The sequence below is a fragment of the Shewanella sp. 3_MG-2023 genome, assembly GCF_030548765.1.
Lineage (GTDB): Bacteria > Pseudomonadota > Gammaproteobacteria > Enterobacterales > Shewanellaceae > Shewanella.
Genome location: NZ_JAUOSH010000046.1, coordinates 12,811 through 32,337 on the forward strand (window position 1 = coordinate 12,811; position 19,527 = coordinate 32,337).

The 19,527-nt window shown below is 41.9% G+C and carries 13 protein-coding genes; 3 read left to right on the plus strand and 10 right to left on the minus strand.

Annotation, left to right across the window (positions count from 1 at the left end):
• Positions 1–8: 8 nt before the first annotated feature.
• Positions 9–1,106, plus strand: a complete 1,098-nt coding sequence (dbpB, locus tag Q4591_RS18725; protein ID WP_303462396.1) for a DGQHR domain-containing protein DpdB — start codon at positions 9–11, stop codon at positions 1,104–1,106.
• A gap of 171 nt (positions 1,107–1,277) precedes the next feature.
• Here dbpB and Q4591_RS18730 read toward each other — a convergent pair whose 3' ends face one another.
• The 9 genes from Q4591_RS18730 to queC all read right to left on the minus strand — a co-directional run bounded on the left by Q4591_RS18730 (position 1,278) and on the right by queC (position 18,624).
• Positions 1,278–2,495: a hypothetical protein gene (locus Q4591_RS18730; RefSeq protein WP_303462398.1), complete on the minus strand. Its 1,218-nt coding sequence runs from the start codon at positions 2,493–2,495 to the stop codon at positions 1,278–1,280.
• Positions 2,479–3,042 (minus strand): phospholipase D-like domain-containing protein DpdK, encoded by a 564-nt coding sequence (gene dpdK / locus Q4591_RS18735; RefSeq protein ID WP_303462400.1) that lies wholly within the window; start codon positions 3,040–3,042, stop codon positions 2,479–2,481. Before dpdK ends, Q4591_RS18730 begins: the two co-directional genes overlap by 17 nt.
• Complete coding sequence (dpdJ, locus tag Q4591_RS18740; RefSeq protein WP_303462403.1) at positions 3,039–7,493, minus strand: protein DpdJ; 4,455 nt, start codon at positions 7,491–7,493, stop codon at positions 3,039–3,041. The genes dpdK and dpdJ overlap by 4 nt, the downstream gene beginning before the upstream one ends.
• A gap of 11 nt (positions 7,494–7,504) precedes the next feature.
• On the minus strand, positions 7,505–8,239 hold the full coding sequence (gene dpdI, locus Q4591_RS18745; RefSeq protein WP_303462406.1) for a protein DpdI: 735 nt from the start codon (positions 8,237–8,239) through the stop codon (positions 7,505–7,507).
• A complete protein-coding gene (dpdH, locus tag Q4591_RS18750; protein WP_303462408.1) occupies positions 8,229–11,375 on the minus strand; it encodes a protein DpdH in 3,147 nt (1,048 codons plus the stop codon). The genes dpdI and dpdH overlap by 11 nt, the downstream gene beginning before the upstream one ends.
• The gene (gene dpdG, locus Q4591_RS18755) at positions 11,375–12,376 is read right to left on the minus strand and encodes a protein DpdG (protein WP_303462410.1); all 1,002 of its coding nucleotides are present in this window, start codon (positions 12,374–12,376) and stop codon (positions 11,375–11,377) included. Before dpdG ends, dpdH begins: the two co-directional genes overlap by 1 nt.
• A gap of 2 nt (positions 12,377–12,378) precedes the next feature.
• Positions 12,379–14,790: a protein DpdF gene (gene dpdF, locus Q4591_RS18760; RefSeq protein ID WP_303462413.1), complete on the minus strand. Its 2,412-nt coding sequence runs from the start codon at positions 14,788–14,790 to the stop codon at positions 12,379–12,381.
• On the minus strand, positions 14,790–17,891 hold the full coding sequence (gene dpdE, locus Q4591_RS18765) for a protein DpdE (RefSeq protein ID WP_303462415.1): 3,102 nt from the start codon (positions 17,889–17,891) through the stop codon (positions 14,790–14,792). The genes dpdF and dpdE overlap by 1 nt, the downstream gene beginning before the upstream one ends.
• Positions 17,892–17,958: 67 nt before the next feature.
• The gene (gene queC, locus Q4591_RS18770) at positions 17,959–18,624 is read right to left on the minus strand and encodes a 7-cyano-7-deazaguanine synthase QueC (protein ID WP_303462417.1); all 666 of its coding nucleotides are present in this window, start codon (positions 18,622–18,624) and stop codon (positions 17,959–17,961) included.
• A gap of 288 nt (positions 18,625–18,912) precedes the next feature.
• Here queC and Q4591_RS18775 point away from each other — a divergent pair, with 288 nt between their 5' ends.
• Positions 18,913–19,092: a hypothetical protein gene (locus Q4591_RS18775; RefSeq protein ID WP_303462419.1), complete on the plus strand. Its 180-nt coding sequence runs from the start codon at positions 18,913–18,915 to the stop codon at positions 19,090–19,092.
• A gap of 10 nt (positions 19,093–19,102) precedes the next feature.
• Positions 19,103–19,273: a hypothetical protein gene (locus Q4591_RS18780; RefSeq protein WP_303462422.1), complete on the plus strand. Its 171-nt coding sequence runs from the start codon at positions 19,103–19,105 to the stop codon at positions 19,271–19,273.
• A gap of 152 nt (positions 19,274–19,425) precedes the next feature.
• On the opposite strand, the gene Q4591_RS18785 is transcribed toward Q4591_RS18780, so the two are convergent.
• A partial coding sequence (locus tag Q4591_RS18785) for an NAD(P)/FAD-dependent oxidoreductase (protein WP_303462424.1) occupies positions 19,426–19,527 on the minus strand: 102 nt, incomplete at its 5' end.

A 19,527-nucleotide genomic window follows, 5' to 3' on the forward strand; every position in this document is an offset into this window, starting at 1 on the left:
AATAATCGATGTCAGAAATTAGAGTACCAGCCTTGAAAATCAAACAAGGCCCAGATCGTGAACTATTTAGCTTTTCAGTTAAAGGAAAAGATATAGAGTCAATTGCGGCAATATCAAGAGTTAAAAGGCACGAAAATGAGTTAGTAGGATACCAACGTCCTGAAGTATCGACTCATATTCGCGAGATAAAAAGATACCTTGAATCAGATAACCCTATGATACCAAACGCTTTAGTTATTGCGTTTGATGATAGAGTAAAATTCGAGCCTATTAGCAACGATAATAATGAATTTGGATATTTAGTTATCCCTATTGCTGTTAATGACGAAGAAAAACCTGGCTGGGTAGTAGATGGACAACAAAGAGCTGCAGCTTTAAGAGAAGCTGAAATTGGCGATTTTCAAATGCCCGTGAGTGCTTTTATTACTAATGATGCGCAAGAGCAGCGTGAACAGTTTATTTTAGTGAACTCAACTAAGCCTCTTCCTAAAGGTCTTATTTACGAGTTACTTCCATACACAGAGACAAAACTAGCAGTTGCTTTACAAAAGAAAAGATTTCCGGCTCAACTGTTAGATAGACTTAATCATGGGGAGGATTCTCCTATGAAAGGAATGATTAAGACAGCGACAAACCCTAGTGGATTTATTAAAGATAACTCTATTCTAAAATTAATAGAAAGCAGTCTAAGTGAAGGAGCCCTTTATCGCTTTAGAGATCCTGAAACGGGTAAGGGAGATGTTGATAAGATGCTCGACCTGGTCTGTAACTTCTGGGAGGCGGTAGCTGATGTATTCCCTGATGCCTGGGGAGTTAACCCAAAAAACTCTCGCCTCATGCACGGTGCAGGAATCACTTCTATGGGTCATCTAATGGACGCAATTTCGGAACGATACCACAGTGAAGAGCGGGAAGAAGTCACATCTTACGCCCACTTCAAAAAAGATTTAGAGCAACTTAGTCAATATTGTAAATGGACCAATGGTTATTGGGACTTTGGTATTGATAAAAAAGTGAAGTGGAATGAACTACAGAATATTGGAAGAGATATTCAAATTTTGACAAATTATTTACTGAAAAAGTATCGAGCTGAAGTTTGGGGCTAAATAAAATTTCCTTTTTAGAATCGGGGCAAGGCCTCGATTCTATTGATGTAATACTACTATTTTTAAGTTCAGAAATGGCAAGTAACCTTGGATATAGAGAGGCCTAATCTAAACTAAACTAAACTAAACTAAACTAGACTAGACTAAACTAAACTAATACAACTAATACAACTAAACAGTTCCAACCACCAAAAAACTAGCTACATTTAACTCCACCTGTTGCCAGAGTCTTCGCAATGGTACTTTGGCTTTTATTGAAAGCTTGATATTAACGGGTGATGCCTCAAGCCACTCATACAGACTCATCAACTCGGACTCATGGCAGGTTTGCGCATAGTTCAGTACTTCACTAACTGTTTGCTCTTGGTGTTTCAAATTGCTGGTATCTAAAACTTCTACCAACATGACTTTTTGTGCATTGATGCTAGTGTCTCGCTCAAGAAGACTGTTTAACCAAGCCTTATCAACATAACTACCGACCTTTTCCGCAAAGCCTTCAATATTTAAGGTGTATGCCAAAATAGCCCATAGATACCAGTCTGATTCAGCCTCAAAAGAAGGTGTAATTGTTAGCAAAGGGCAAAACTCTTGTGCACTGACATAAAGAGAGGGCCAATCGATCTCAAAACTTTTTAGGGCTTCTTCATCCTCGCAAGACTGATAAACCAGCGCATTCATAATGGCTGTCACCACACCGCTAGAAATCACTTGGGACATCACGTTCCGCTCATGAGCAAAGCAAACTATGGTTGACCACTTCCGTTCTTTTTCAAGAAACATGAACTTCAACGTATCTTTGTTACGCCGTTCAAGATCATCTCTGGAAATAATTTCACGATAGTGTAACTCCATAAGATCGAGATCATTATCTTTATAAGCCTGGATAAACCCTTTTATCAACATTCCTATAGACTTATCAGAGTCTTGTTTAATGACCGGAGAACTCTCGAAACGAGAGATCATTTCCTCCAGTGCTGATTGCATTTGCTCAAAAGCATACGGAATAAATTTCCGGTATTTATCTTTGTCGAATTGAGTGTGTTGCTGACTCCATACTGCAACCTTCAAGAAGCCATGTGGCCATTGTTCAAGTAACACCGACTCAAACGGATACTCAGCCTCTTTACACGGTCGTGCGTACTTGCAACAAAACCTTGGCAGAGCACAATTAAGCCAATCTTTGGTGTGCTCCATCAATGTTTCAGTTTCGCATAAAACATAGAAGGTAGGGTCACTACTTTGTGGGTAACCAACCATATATTTTATCTTACCGGGCTTTAGAAGAACTGATTTTGCTAGGTCGACTTTATTCTTATATTTGCTTTCAGGCGTAATCTTGTTATCACCTTGAAAAAAACCAAGCAAAATTGACTCAATACCAGTCATCATCGTCCTCCGCACTTGTTTCCTTAGACAGCACTTCCTTAAAGTACAGGTCCTCATAGGTGTTTCTTTTTTCTGCAATTTGGGCAGGGTTAGTAGTATACGTAATACACTCGTAATTTACCGTTGCCCCAAAATAGGTGAAGTTCATTGACCCCCGGATCAAGGCGCAGTCGGTCAATAGTCCTTTTTCGTGGAGATCTTTCAGTTCAACCACTTTAAAACGAGAAGAATAATTGCAGAGGTTTTGCTCTAGTTGATGCATTTTGTCTCTGTTCTCTCTAATCGCTAATTTCAGCGTAGCGCCAGCCTCAACACAGTTTTGAAGAAGTTCGAAAAAATATACATGTCGATGTCCCCATTTCGGGTTAACAGCGTCAAAGTTTCCTGTCGTGTTATCTAGAACCGGAAAATCGGAAATCCAAGGGCTTAATATATAGATCACACCGGGGTTTAATGATTCCGCCACCAGCAAAGACGAAAGCAGATCCTTTATATGTGCTCGTCCAATAGCCTCTTTAGTTTCGATAGAGCGTTCATCTTGTACAATCATTGTAAAATGTCTCTCACTTCTACGGTCACATGAATCGAAGAGAATTGGGTTTGCAACTTAGTTATACGTGGATAAAACAGCATCTTGTTGTACTCCAGCATACTGACATTTAACTGGCTAATTACTGCCTTCACTGAGCCTCTTTGCTTATCAGTAAACACCAATATGCCTTTTCCATTAGCTTGTAAAGCATTTGACAGTGTACCTTGCCAATTACCACTCTCATCGTAGTTCACTAATGCTTCTGTACTTGTAATGACTCTCGACAGTAAAAGTCGCTCAGTTTTATTTTGGGTAGCGCTGAACTGGTTATAGAAGCCCAACTCTTGCTCGCGGATCATTGCTCCCCGCTGCCACATGCGAGACTGAATACGATTTTTCTCACGGTAAATATCGCCATAAGTCCCACCTTGTTTGGCCGCTAGTAAGTAGGATGCGATATGCAGTGGAATTTCCAGATCACTTTGTTCCTCATAGTCAGTCCATTGCTTAAGGAGTTCAACTAGTCGCTGATCTGATTGTTCATTCGCTCCACTTTTTAATACTCTCGAATATAAAACGCTTTCCCAAGTGTGGGTGGGTAATATGCCGAGTTTAGCGATCTGCTGCTTTAATTTTTTGGTATTTTCAGAACGTTCGGTCAATGATTGCGCGCTACGCACCTGATTAAGGCTGTCACGAAGTGTTACGCTACGTTGCAACTCATTTAGAAAATACTGCAGATCGAAATTAACCTGCTCGTATTCACCAATTTCAAAAGCATGTGTCAAATGGCCAAGCGTGCGAAGTGGGTCTTCCTTAAACACCTCTCGAAACTTAGTGATATAGCCAATTCCACCAACTTCATTTTCGTTGATCCAGACGTTGAGCACATCGCCATCCCAAAGATGATCCATGCTAAACGATTGTTCAGATACGTCTGAGACTAGCTTAAGAAACATTGCATTAATGCCACCGCACAAGGTTTGTCCTAGCAAATCTTTAGCCCAGGTGTAATAAGCAGGGTTCTCTGCATAATCAGGCTCAAGTCTTAATGCCCCTTTCATCTCATGCAGGTTGTTTTCTTCGGCAAAGTACTCGGTTAGGCGTCTGTGAAGATCTTGTTCTTCATCGTTTCCATCCGCGGTTTCCCTTCGCTGGAAAAGTCCGTTGATGACCCCGTTAGCAACTTGCTTTCCATCTTGAGAATAGAGGTACTCAAAGGTCCTTCCTAACGATTGCCCTTTCTGTTCACTCAAAACAAGCAAAGAACATATCAGGCACTCGAAAACCCAGTTTGCAAAGAAATAATTATCTTTGTAATTATCTGAATTAACAAACTCATACTGAAGGTATTGGTAGTACAAGGCTTTTTTATTTTGTTTGTGAAGAAGAATGTCCTTTATATCTTCTTCAGAAAACCTGAACGAAAACTTGGCGCTATCTACCCACAACTTGGTTCCAATAGCCGCAGGCTTGCCTTCAAGCGTCCAATTGAAATTAACATTAGCGTTATCACCACTAGAAAATGGAATACTCGCCTTTGCGCCAGTGCAGTAGCGCACGATCTCCAGAGGAGTCGAGTGGTCGTGAGTGAAAAACTCGATACCGCGCAGAACATTGTGCCACTCAGAATTCTCAGGTACTTCAATACGACTATGTGAATTAGGTTCTGATATATCAAAATGCCATTGCAGAACACTACTGCTTTTGTTACCAAGCGCCGGGTTAGTTGAGCGCTGAGTTCGAATAAACCTCGGCTGATATACCGGGATCAACTCACCATCAAACACAATATCTTCCTGGTGAACCTGCATACTAATACTGCCAAATGCCTCTTCGATATTGAACTCAACATCCAACGTCGTATCTGGTACTGGATTAAAGTCTGCTGGAATTAGCCAGTCCGGTACATTCCTTGATTTCACCGTATAACGCTTAGACATTCGGCCTGGCGCAAACTCTTTTAATGCTTGGAAGAAGGCCATTTCCTTGATCTCTGTGCGCGGTTCACTTTTGGTTGAGCGATCCAATGCAATAGTCAGTGACTGTGTATCCAGTGCGGAAAACAATTGCGAAGAAATATACTTCGGCATGGGGCCGGACTGCTTCTCAACTAAACCATCCCAACGCTTCCCTTTAGCCCCCCATTTAAACTGTAAGTTCTGCCGCAGTTCAGGTAAAAAAGACATCATTATCGAACGAGGCGGAGCCCACATTACCACTTTGGCCTGCTCATCACTGAGGGCAAGCGTGTCTTGTAGATATCTCGTCAATTGGTGCGTTTTTGCTTTTGATGCCATTACATCTGTAACGGCATCCTTAATGTCCTTAAGGCTAAGCTCATTCGCAAGTTTATCGCCTTTGTTGGTTCGGTTTGGCTCTTTTAGCACGGACCAAACATTCATACGCTTCAAGCTGTACTCTTTCACTAACCACTCTAACGTAGCGAGCGCAGCATGCATTTTATGTATGTGAGAGTTTTCAATTGGCAATCTTGTCGTTTTGACCTTTGGATCGATCAATTGCTCATACTGCTGAAATGCAATTCGATCCCTGCCAAAATCTGACAATATGGTATACATCCACGGACGCATACCACGGCGTCGACCAGATCGCCCCTTACGTTGTAAATAAGAAGCAACGTTACGCGGTGCTTTATGCTGAATAACAATGCCTACATCAGGGTCGTTATACCCAACTTCCAAAGAGGCCGTTGCGACCACCACATTGGCTGTTTGATTAACTCCACTGTCTTGGCTAGATGTCCTTTCGACCATTGTAGATTCAGACAAGTCATGGCCGATCTCATCAGCAGAAGACCAATCCAGTCCTAACACCTTTTGAAGTTCTTGGTCATAGTTTGGGTGGCGGGGTGAACGCAGATAAGCGAGTGGTGAATCATCCCCATATCTGGGTCTTATTTCACCGTAGAAATCTGTCTTACCTTCCGAATCTAGATAGTCGTTATAAAGGCGATTAATCACATCAAGGTCATCAGTAAACACAAACGCTTTCTGCCCAAATATGCCTTGAGATATGTTCTTATACATACCTTGGTGTCTATCCAGCATACGAACTCCCAGCATGGTTGCCTGAATCGTGGCAGATAACAAACCCGTTTGAGATGCAGGATCCCCGCGTAGCGCCAACATGTATTCAGCGCCTTCTTCCTCTAATTCATGATCGAATGACTCAACCAATTCGGTAAAGTGGGACTTAGTTCCGGTCAGATCTGCAAAAAAGTTCTTCGCGTCTGCCAAGGTTGCTGATAAGCCTACAAAGTGCGGTTTGATACCGCTGAACTTCATCCAGCGTTTAAGAAGGTAAGATGTTTGAGCACCAGTGCTCCCTTCATAGGTATGTACTTCATCTAACAACACCAAAGGAATCGATTTTTGATCTCGAGTGATACCGAAAAGATGATTGAAATAGCCGTCACTAAGACGCTGATTGAGCATTTCTGTAGTAGTAAAGAGGATATCCGGCGGTGATTTACTCACGCGTTCTCTTGTCGCCAGAATTTCGTCTTCCGCCAACACTGTGTTACAGGATAGGCAAACAACCTGTTTAGTGGCTTTGCGGAAACTAAGTGCGCCACCACAATGCTTGCCATTTGGTTTTTGTGGGCACACCATTGCTTCAAAAACAGCACCGTCTTGGGTGAAATTTTCATAAAACGAATCACCATAGAAAGTGCCTATGGATATTTTTCGCCGACCTTTAGAAAGCAGGTAATCATCAAGTTTGCGCGCTTCTTTATAGGTTTCTGCAAACTGATCCTTCAGCAGTTCCTTTCGGGGATAAATCGCTAGAATTCGAACACGAGCCTGAACATCTTGAAGTAAGTTGGCCGCCAACTTGGTCATAGCTGGAAGGTAGAAAGACAGCGTTTTACCACTGCCTGTTCCAGCACACACGATCGTCGCGCTAGAATCTTTAGAACTCTTGTATTTATGCTTATCAAACTTTTCTAAAATACGCTCAGTTGAGCGCACCTGAAAACCAGACAACTTAAACCAGGCATCTCCATTTTTTAGAAGATTGCTGAGTATTACCTTCTCATCTGCTGAACTAAATAATCGGTTTTGTTCCCACTTATCAATCAGCGTTTTAGCACGGTGATCTCGCTTTGGATATTTACGCGCCCGCTTTAAGAAGCGAAAGTCAGAGATTAGGGGTTTGGTGTCTTCCGGACCCTTATTTCTAAACCACTGGCGTGAAAGCACCTGAAGTCGAACGGTTTCAGCCATTCTTGAGCGGTATTTCCCAGAGTCGACTTCAAAGATAAAGCGACGACTTTTCAACGCATCAAAATACTCATCGATAAAAATATCGTTGATACCGCACTCTCGGATACTTTCCCGAACCTCAGATTCAGTTGAAGATACATCGACATCCCCCCAAGCTAAAAGCTCAGACTCTTTATTCTCAATCCGGTCAAGTGCTTCAATCAGTTTTTTGGTATCCACTAAATCACTCTCTAACGCGTCTTAATAACTAAGCTATTCAACTTGTTATTATCTTTAAGCCATTGCATGACCTCAGGTGTCAGCAGTGAAACAAGCGCGACACCACCTATGCGGTTCAACTCATCGAACAGTTTCTTCACACCGTCAGGGAGATCTTCAGTATTCATTTCGCCTTTTAATTCAGCACACTTTTGTGCGAGTTGCTGAATACGAAGCAAACTAACGGGATCGAAATTAAAAACTTCAACTTGTTCATCAAAGTCCTTTTTTGTCCTGACATATCGATCGTGGAGTTCTGCGTTGCCATGCACTTTTTTCTGCTGTTCCAATATGAACTCATCTACCTGCGCAAGGCTTATTTTCTCTTCAGACCAATCACGCCACACTTGTTGGTGAGTATCCGAATACAATTTCGCTGTTTGCTTCAGCGCCTCAGTTAATGAGTAGAGTGTGTTTTTTTCATCCGATACACTTTCGTGTTCGACTTCCAACCAGAGTGATTTAAAAGCCTGTAGATTCTCTGTCGTTTGCAGCAAAGCATCCACGCCTCCTTCAACAAACAGATCAACATCTTCAATATTTTTCAGACACTCATGCTTTCTGGCTTCGCTTTCTATCCCTCTGGCCGCATCATCTATTCGCCCTGAAATTGTCTTCAACGAGTCTTTTATACCTTCCAGACTGGCAGCATCGTTATAATAAGCAACCTCTTGCTGCAGTTGTGCAATTTGCGCTTTAAGACTCATTCTGCTCTCCTAATGCCGCTAGGCTTGCATCTAGCACGGTCAAGCGACCGTTGATAGCTTGCTTATACTGTTCAACCTTGGTTGAACCATTCTCGTGATTAAATTTCTGAATCATTTTGATAACAGGAGGCGAGATTGCTTGCCAGTCTTCGAGTACCTCTTTCCACTTTTTCAGTTCTTGACCACTTATCTTATGCAGTAACTTCAACGGGTCATTACTGACTTCAAGTCCCAAAACAGACTTCGGCGTCTCCGAGGTTACGATTTTTTGTAACCCTTTAACCCGGCTACGCACTGTTGCTAGTTGGACATGGTACTTGGGTCTCATCTCGTCGGGGATCTGTTTGTAAGTTAGATCTAATGACTCCAGCAGTTCAGTTAACTGTGCTTTGGTTTCCGTTCCATCCAAATACTGAGCAAACAGTTGCGCCTCGGTTTTCAACTCACGAATAATAGGTGACAGGTCGGAGGTGCTACTGGATACTTCATTTACTTGCTTGAAGGCACCTTGGAAATCAATCGGGTGTATCGCATTATTCGCCCCTACTAAGACAGTACGTAGCCACTTGGCACGGTTGCTATCCCAGCCTTGAAGCCATCTGTCTAGCACTTCTTTATGTCTGTCATTGATAGGATCGGCCAATTTGTCCCTGATGTGCTCTGAGCTAAATACGAGGTTACTGAGCCTCTGAGGCTTAGCCGATAAATCAACGCCAAGATTTTTTGCTAGCGCAATTTGCTGCTCTAAAGGCCCTACACCCGATTGTTTAGCAACTCTCAAGCAAGTTTGCATCGCCGATGGTACCCATTTACGCGCAAAATCTTGATAATGAATGTAATCCTCAAAACCTTCTGGGTAGCCCCAACCTTTTGCTTGACCAGCTTTGGACTTTTCCGTTGGATTGTTTTCTGCAAAGCGTAAAATGGCCAACATCTGCCTTTTCAAATCCAATGACTCAAGCGAGGCGGACAGTTCACTTGCTTCGAAAGCATTCACTACCTTCTTGTTGGAATTGTTGGTAGCTGACCCCGGAACACCAATATTGATAATCGAGCGTTCTTTTAGGGTAAATTCAAGCAAGCTCTTATTCTCTTGTGCCCCCCACTTATTCGATTTATCAACGGAGTAGTCAGCGAAACCTTTATGGTGTTCCAGCATTTGGTACAGGCCTTGTCGCAACTGATTACTCGACCCCTGATCTAACTGCGCTATACCCGCAAACCACTCTTCTACTCTTTTCTTCAAGGGATCTTGCGCAGGGGGAGTCTTGGTTTCCGTTTTTTGGGGTGTTGTCGGTATTTCTTTTCTAGACTTAACAGGCGTTGGAGATGCTTCGATGACAGTGATTGTCCCAGTAGACTCCACGGTAGCATCTTCTTCAAACATTGATGTATCAAGACTAAATACAAAGGCCTGACCGGCACTTATTTGCGCAAGGTTATCCTTAGCGGTATCCGCGTCCGTATACAAGGACATAAAGCCGACAAGTCGCTTTGCCATCTCGGTATTCGAAATGTTGAGTAGGATTTGTTGTGCAGTTTCGTCATGACGAAACTCACTTAACAGGTTTTCAAACCAGGCACTCGGATACTCTCCTTTTTGGAAACTCTTGTTGTGATCACGAAGTATGGCTAGCAAAACGTGTTGGATCGCGACACGTGGATTGAAGCGATGACGCCCGCCACTAAAAACATGCTTTTGCGCCAGTTTCAAAATAGCCTGTCTATTGTAAGGAAACAGCGAAATACCATTTGGAGAACAACCAAATTCTTTAAGGATTTTTTGGTCAGCGTCATTTAGTTCTTGGTTCCAAGCAGGAATGCCTTCACTGACTTTCGTTTCATCTGCAAACTGCGCAATACCTGCTAAGCCATGACGGGCAGCATTGATATATCGAGCACAAAAATCCAGAACATCGTCACCGGTAAAAGTTAGTTGCGGGAATTGCCGAATGTCATTATCTGACGGTAAGCGCCATTCATAGGTTCCCCGCGTCCAAATCGTGCTTCTATGACTTTGATAACTTTCCAGACCATCTGTTGCTGCGATGACAGACTTCATACGGCATAGGACCTGCTCGCCATCGTCTTGATCTTGCTCCAACAAACTCTCAATCAAAACGTCATCAATTGCGGAAATAGCAGCAAGGTCTTCTACCAGCACAACCAAGGTCTTATTTTCAGCCAAGAGGTGCTTACGGATCTCTTTAAACAAGTCCTGGAAGCTACCGGAACTAAATCTAAATAACCGGTTAAACATTAGTTTACATGCTCGTTCTATCGCTTGATTAGTAACGACCGCTGCCATTTTGCGTTTAGACTCGTCAGACTCTAACTGCAGGTTCGCATATGCAGTTTTTGCCTTGCTACCAAGATGAACGGATATCTCATCACTGGATGAAAACAAAAAGTCTCTATCAGACAACTCAAAATGATCGCTTAATATATCCGCATAACTCTTACTTTCAATTAATCGCGATACACGGTTAATAATAACTGACTTAGGTCCTGAAAATTTCTCCTTAATATGTGGATCAGCAAAAAAACGATCAAGTTCAGTAGCAAAATTAATTTGATTCCGGATTTGAGCTCTCTTTTCAGACGTTAATTTTCCCTCAGTCTGAAGTGATTGGCCTTCTTTTTTTAGTAATTCTGGCTGGGATTTTAATGCCTCATTAATGTGCGTAAATAGTAAGTCTCGGGTCGATTCCTCGCTTAGTGAGTTACTCACCTGACCAATACGCTCACGGGCTTGCTCGAAAACCTCACCTTCTAGCCCTTTTAACATGATATTCAGCACTTGAGAGAGACTGGCATTTTTGGGAACACGAATAATGTGCCAGTTTTCTTCGATGGCCTTCGGGTGCGTCTTCGCTACAGCATGAAGCCAACGAATAAGGTGTGACTTACCACTGCCCGACTCACCTAAAAGCGGAATGATGTCATGGGTATTAAGCAGTCTCTCTAATAAGTCTTGCTGGGTTTTCACCTCTGGTGTCTGAGAACCATACTCTGTAGAAATCAATTTTGTCGGATGGTGAACAGCAACCAGAAGTTTGTCGCTTAATCTCTCAGCTTCACTCAGAATACAATCGCGAACATTGGCTTCGGTAGGCCAGTAAGCTTGAATACTCATCACGCTACCTCACCAACAAATTGAATGTGTGTCACTTGCTTTACAGCAGATGTAGGGAGACTTAAATCAAAACGTACAGTACTGTCTGAACGCACTTCCAGCCGAAGCAGTTTCATATTTTCAAGTCGGAATAAGGCTAGGCTCAACGCAGATGACATTAGCACGTTTCCATCGTTAAAGTTCATAGAAGGTCGCATTGTGTTCAGATACTTAGGAAGCGAATCTTGATAAGGCCCTGTATCAAAGATTGGAAGTATGTGGTTTAACTTGTCCAGAAATTCCTGAATTGGCAAGGCAGATTGGTTTTTAAAAATATCATTCAAGTACCACATTACAAATCTTGTTGGGTCAACAATATAAGTATCTTTTCCTATGACCTCCAAGAAACCGAGAAGATGGCCGTAGTCCATAACACCAGCTTCTTCTGACTTATTGAAAGTAATTCTGATATCGCCACTTTGAACGGCACCTGACATCATTTCGCGAGCTTTGCTTTGGGTAAGAAAATTCTGGTTTTGAAAATTTGACTCTTCTTGATACAGGAAAAAGCACATGGCAAAGACAAAAGTACTGAAATCCCGTGATAGTTCTGCGTTATTTCTAAACTCATCCAGTGTTATGCGTAGATTACCATCAGGGTAGTAATGGCGAGAGATCACGTCCAAAACGCGCTTAGGCAAGTTCAAGGGGATGGCCGTAAGGTCATTGCTGCGGTAACCTTTTTCACTTCTATCATCAACTTCAGAATCCCACAGACCATATTCAGACCAAAACTCCAAAGACTCAGTCATTTTATCTTTTGCGTTGGTATTTATGCTATAAGTTCCTGAGTCATCCTTCTCATTTCTCAAATAGAGAGACTCTGGCATTGCAGCGCCTAGTAATTGCGAACGTGGGAAGTATTTACCTAGGTTTTTGGTGCGATATCTCGCCAGCAACTCATCGATGAGTTGTAGCGTCGGGATATGACTGCCTCGGTTTGCGTTATTTATAATTGCCATAATTATGAATTCACTATATATGTCAATGGTTGTATGGAGTTATCCGACTCCCACCATCTACGATAAGGATGAGCAGGGTCGTTGAGACATGAATTTGCGACCAAAATATTCGAGTACTTCTCTAGCCATTCATCTGGTAATTTTGGCACTTCAAGGCCGTTAATATTGTCTTGGATAATAAACTTCGGGTAATCATTAAGCGCGCATTTGTCGTTTAAATAGTCTGAAAGTGGAGAATAGAACCAAACAAGGAACTTAAGATGGTTTAAATATGGGTCCGCATCTTTAAGGAATTGTTCAGAGCACACAAGCATATCAACTTTACCATCAAGCAGTGCTCGTCTGAATGCTTTAATAATGTCCTCAACTGTCTGAGTCAAAGGTTCAAAATAGTACAATCTATTTTCAGGGTAATCTTCAGTTGGTTTTGTTACGCGAATACTCTCACCCACGAGAGAAAGTCGCTCTGGGGTATTATTGGCCACATCACAGGTTCCACATGACTTGATAGGCATGTACCCATCTAGTTGGTAACTCTTTTGCAAGATTCCGCAAAGTTTGGCTTGGCCATTTATCCAACTCAATAAGTAATTTATTCGCTGGCGTTCAATAGCAATTTCACGCCTGCGATGGGGCTCGACAATACTCTCCCATGTTTCTTCAATAACATGTCGATCATGCAAAGTTTCAACTAAAACCTTACCTGAAAAATCTTCCCAAAAAGCAGGCTGTTCTTCCTTGTCACTCGGCATATCTGACAGTTCTGGATAGGAAAGCCGAATGAGGCCTGCACGCTGCATCATCAACAGTGTTTTCCAGTTCCAGATTTCATTAGCGTCAGTGTTCCGCTCGATATGACTCGCCTGAGTGCTAACGCGAACTTGATAAATGCCTTCTGACACTTCACTTCTGTGACTCCACATAGATTGCCAACGTGCATAACCAATTTCTGCACTGATTTTTTTATTTTGGCTTTGACGGTTCAACTGCTTCGCATGGTAAATCACTTCACAATAAGCCGCTTTACCATCGCGCCCACTACGGCCAATTTCTTGGTAGAACGAATCGATATTTTCACTGATGCCCGCATGAATAATCGTACGCACATCACTTTTATCCATACCAACACCAAAGGCTGAAGTCGCAACGACAATATCGACACTATTTTCGCTCCAATCACGAATGATACGATTTCTTTCCTTGTCGTTAGTTTCACCGGTAAATAGGCGAAGTCGCGCAATGTCCAGTGCAGTTAAGCGATTATAAAGGTCAGCACAATCAGCTTTTGTTGCACCATATACAATCAGAGGTTTAGGGCTAGATAATACCTTGCCGATGATATCGTCAAAATAGGTATCCTCAGTCACTTTTGTCTTCTGCGTAATCAACTCTGGGCGTAGAAATGCACCATTAACTAAAACAGGATGTTTCCCTGGCTGACCAAAGAGTGTAATGATGGTCGTTAGTGTTTGCTCGGAGAATGTCGCTGAAAGGAAAACAGTTCTAAACACTCCGCCCATCTGTCTTAATGAATTCAAAAAGGCGCCTACTTTTTGAAACTCAGGGCGAAACGACTCTCCCCACGTATCAATAAGGTGAGCTTCATCAAAAATCACATTCTTCAGTTTTCCCGATTTTGTCACTTTAAATAGTGTTGGTAGGAGTCCGCCAACCATCGACTCAGGAGAGATAAACAACACCCTTTGTTGACCAGACAAAATGTCCGCTTTTATGCGAGTTTTCACATCCGGTTTCAGATCGCCACGCCAAGCATATTCTGATGCTGTAGGAAAACCCATGTTTTTGACAAAGGATGTCATTCTTCTAGCCTGATCTAATGCTAGGGCTGTAGTTGGCACCACAACGACGCTTAACTCATCCGTTTTTGAAAATGCGGTCAGGGTCTCTGTCACTAGGGTTTTTCCGCACCCTGTTGGCAGATTAATGATAATCGTAGCTCCAGACTCTGAAGAGAGTGCAGTCCTCACAGCTTCCTGCTGGGCTTGACATGTATAAGTCGAATACGGCAAGTTTAAGTTTTTCAGGATCGGGTCATGCGCCGGCTCTACGGAGTAGCGCTTTTTATTCAGCGCATAAACTGGCTTTATATACTTTGACAAAGCCCCGAGATCCAGAACTACTGACATTGATGCTGCATCAAACTTCAAACCACATTTCAGAGCAATCTTAAACTGTTCTGAGGTCGGTCTGATCCCGAAGAAAAGGCTAGATTCGTTACCCTTGTTATCGCCAGCGAGCAAATCTTTAACCAAATACCAAAACTCATTTAAACTCAAATCGGAAGAGTCTAAAGCTCGCAATAATCGATTCTTAAACTGCGTGTCATTGAACACTTCAATGTTGCTGACGAGTTCCGATTTTTTCTCTATTGGGTAAAACTCCCAAAAGCGCATTACGAAAGCCCTCCAAAGAGGAGTACATACTTGATAGTTAAAAGCGTGGTTTTTGCTGTAATATCGTCAGTCAACTCTGCGCCTTCATAAAACGCTTGAACCGCATCAGCTTTACTTGCTTTATGGGCCGCATCTAGCGCAGTATTAAAGCGTATCTTATCTATCTGTTGTTCGACTAACGCCCAAATATCAACTAATTCCTGTTCGCCCGAAATTGTAATATTGGTGTCTTTATAATTAACCGGTTGCTCACCATGATACACGCGAGTGCCGCCACTGCTATATGGTGCGGTAATCAGCGTATTGATGATCGGTGTTGATTCCTGCTGGCCAGTTTCTGTATACACAGCAGAAGTCACGGTAGGAGGCGCCACAGAGTCCAACGCAATTTGCTCGGATTTCGATAAACTTTCTGCTTCAACTAACCATTGAGGGATGAAAAACAATTTCGGCTCAATGTTTCCACCTATCTGACGGATTATCGCACTGCTATTGCCAAACGGAGATGATTTTGAAACATCCGCAATAGCATCTACGAATGGTTGACCATACCGTAGAGGGTAGCTTCCATTTTCAACACAACGCCTTCTCGAAAACGATAATGCGCGAGTTACGGGAGCTATGTAAGACGAAGACTCAAAGTCTATGCCTACAATACACTTACTTAGCAGGGTGGATGACCGCAACTTGGTTCTTCCTGACTGGAAGCGAAAACGGTACAAATCTTCGCCTTCTTTTTGCCTGTCAAAGAGAATCCCCTCTGTAATCCATTTACTTAGTGCATTCGACTCTTCAAAAACTTCGTCAGATTCGCGCAGTTGGATTAAGATTTTTTCTGCTTTTTCAGCATCAAGATCAACTGTCGCCAATTTCGCAATTATCTCTCTACTTCGGTAGATCTCTTTTGTGCATATTTGCAAGTCAACAATCGCATACTCTAGGGCAGCGTAACCTTTCTCACGAATATCCGGCCAGATCTGCAACTCTAACTTCTGGTCTATCTCATCTTGGATATTGGCACGATAGTATTCGAAACAGCCTACACCCTCTTTCAACACTTCAATCCACTTGCTATAAAAAGTGTCTCGTTCGGGGGCCAAAATAAAGGTATCAATGGGGCTAACACCTGTAGATAAAGCACTATAGCGATTTAAGCGCCCATTTCGCTGTTCTAATCGGCTAAGCAAAAGAGGCATACTGTAATGAACTGACAGACGCTTTTTACCTTGCAGGTTTAAACCATCTTCCCCTTTCTCATCACACACTAAAACTCGTATTTGATCATCTGAGTTGAACGCAATAGCATCTTTGTCACTATGACGTTCTACACCCACATCTAACTGCGTTGATAGATACTGATACACGTTGTCTGCAGTCTGTTTTTCGCCACAGAAAATTATTGCTTTGCCATCTTCATTTGCAGTTAGCCATTCATCTACTGCCTTGTTCAGCGCCGCATTTTTTTGGACTTGTTCATCTTCGGCCTGTGCCAACATGTGCAGCCAATGTTCAACTTCAATCTCTGATAACTCATTTTTTGCCAGATACGCCCTAATTTTGCCCGCGAAGCACAATGGACTTGTCAACAAAGCCTCTGACCATTGTTTAAAGTCAGAGACGGGTAATGTGAGAAATGACCCGTGATCAAAAATGGCTTCACTACGGTATTGCTCAAAAAGTTCATCCAGATAAGGCCCCTCTTCCGGCGCGCGCCAATGAATCAACTCTGCTGGATTCAATCCTGGGAAGAGAGCCTCAATTTCGCTGTTTTGGGCCGTCTCGAAGCCCGTTGCACGTGAATTTCGCAACATTTTGTAATCGTAGAGATACTTTCTCCCCAGATGATCAGCAATTACTTTGATCGCTCCGTCACGGGCAACTGAGTCTACTTCCTCAGCGAACATATCCACCAGCGGTCTCAATACAACGCTAAGCTGATATAAATCATCGTCTTGTAAATCAAAGCTTTCGAGATCATCCAGCGCACTATCTATCAAACCATCATCATTTTCTGGCTTGAAGATACGGTAAATTTCTCTGAGTCGCCCCTGTTGCGGTAAGGTCTGATTAAATGTTTCTATTGCTTTGTCGTTAAGCGGAAAATGTTGATGATTGAGCAGATGCAGAAGAGCAAAATATGCTGATTTGTGACCAGCCATTGGCGTTCCTGTCAATAGCAAGGAGATCTCAGCTTGTTGCGAAAGTTCAGCAATTGCACCAAACTGCGTAGTTTCCTTAAACCTGCCGCTGAAAGGGAAACTTGAAATCTGGTGTGCTTCATCCACAACAACCATTGAAGGGACATCTGAGTACATCAGTGCTTCGGTAAAAGAACAAATATGGATCTTAGGTTCTATGTTATCAGGATTCGTATTAAGCAGATCGCCAAGATGGAATCGCGTTGATAGTTCTGTTTGCCATTGTCCAACCAAGGAGGGAGGGACCAAAATCAACACACGGCTATCATGCCCACGCTCAAGGACATGTTGACGAATGATAAAACCGGCTTCGATTGTTTTCCCTAAGCCTACCTCATCACATAACAAGTATTTTTTTTCTGTGTCTTTGAGCACTTCGTAGACAACGGCAAGTTGGTGCTTCTCTAACTCCACGGAACTTGAAATCAGCGAAGATATGGAACGACAAGACCGTCTTTGTTCATAATAGTCTTGATAGAATGCTGATAACACACCGCAAATATACGGAGATGACGTTGCTTGTCCTTTTAAATATGCAAATGGGTTGTATTCGTTTTCTGGATGAGCATTTGGGACAAACAACTCAGTAAAGTCGAAAACATCACGCATGTTACTGGAGAAGGTAACCAACGCTTTATTGCCTGGCCTTTCACCATCATAGTGACCTATTTTCCATGTTTGCGAATTGGGAAACTGAACGAATACCTCTGCTCTAACCCCCAAAGATGTAACCACCTCTAGGTCGCATAAAGCTACGTCAATAAGATTTGCATACGGAGTCAAGGGTGAACAAAAAAAACCTACAGTTGCAGTCATCGAGTTTGAATCAATAGACTTAACCTTACCTATCCCTTTAAAAACCTGGGAAGTAGACACTAAAGAACCAACAACAAAATTCATCATAATATCAACAACTTAATTTAACATTGAGGTATATAAGAGCTTATCAGCACGTATTAAATCCGACTTATCATCTCGAAGTTGCACCTTTACTGTTCAAGTACTCTTCTAAACCACGCACCCTCAATAAGCAAGATGGACAATCACCACATCCATCACCTATAACGCCGTTGTAACAGGTTAAAGTTTCATTACGGATCAACTCTAAACTTTGGTACTTATCAGCAAGTGCCCATGTTTCAGCCTTATTTAACCACATTAACGGAGTAGAGATAGCAATATCCCTATCCATTCCTTTACATAAAGCCTCTTGCATAGATTTAACAAATTCATCTCTACAATCGGGATAGCCAGAAAAGTCAGTCTCACATACCCCCGTGATAACAGTATCGGCACCGACTTGATATGCATAAATCCCAGCAAGAGTTAAAAATAAAATATTGCGGCCTGGAACAAATGTATTTGGTAACCCATTGTCCATAAGTTCATGTGAAACAGGAATATCATCTCTAGTTAATGCAGATACGGCTAATTCATTAAGCATTGTGACATCTAGTACTTTATGACTAGTTATATTTAGCTTTTTAGCTAAACTTTTGGCCACTTCAATTTCTTGACTATGTCTTTGTCCATAATTAAAAGTTATGGCATGAACCTCTTTATAAATGGCTAATGCTTGAACTAAGCATGTTGTGGAGTCTTGACCGCCACTAAATACGACAACAACTTTGGACATAAACTTTCCTGCTTTATTTGCTTCCTTTTAAATCAACTTATCACTTGTATATAACTAAATAAATAATATTTATTTAGTTATATACAAAATCGTGATTCAGGCAATCAAATGTGAAAATGAAGTAAAGATAAGTATTTATACAATAACTTAATTACGTGTTCTTTGAGCACAAAAATCTGAAGTCATTTATGCCAACTTTAATCGTTTGTAGTTCGTATAATTTCGACTTTCATATTGTTAATTTATATTTATGGCTTATTGTCTTTTTTGTAAAAGATTGAACTACCCTTGTATCAAGAGGGCAAGAGAAGCGGCATAGTTTGGGCGCTTAAGGAAGTTAGAGCAGGAAGCATTTACAGTGAATTTATTGCCTACTTAGTGCAAGTTGTTGAAGATGATAGCTATAAAACACTTGTTGAAAGTGGTGTTTATGATGCTGGTAAATGGTTATTAAGTGAGGGGGGTTAAAGTTGCATTTGTGACTATACCCACCCTTCTAATCGCAAATAGAACAAGAAAACAAAAAGAGAAATTACAACAAGCAGAAGTAACTAATGCAGAGAAAGAACAAATTGAAATTTCACCAAATGTAGTCGACTTTCGAGCGAATGAGCAGTTAGCTAAAAAATGGAAAGGAACAAAACATTAATCACACATTTTATTTAAACTGAAGCTAGCTCAAAAACGAAGACAATCTTTTAAGCTTAATAATCAATTATATAGATTATTTTAAAGCAATTTTCACAAAAAGATTGTCTTCGTTGAGTTCAAATAGTCTTCGTTCGAATTTCATCATTACAACTAAACCGCCATCCCAGCTGCGAAGCCAGACGACCAAGCCCATTGAAAGTTGAACCCTCCGAGCCAACCACTGACGTCCATCACTTCACCAATAAAGTACAA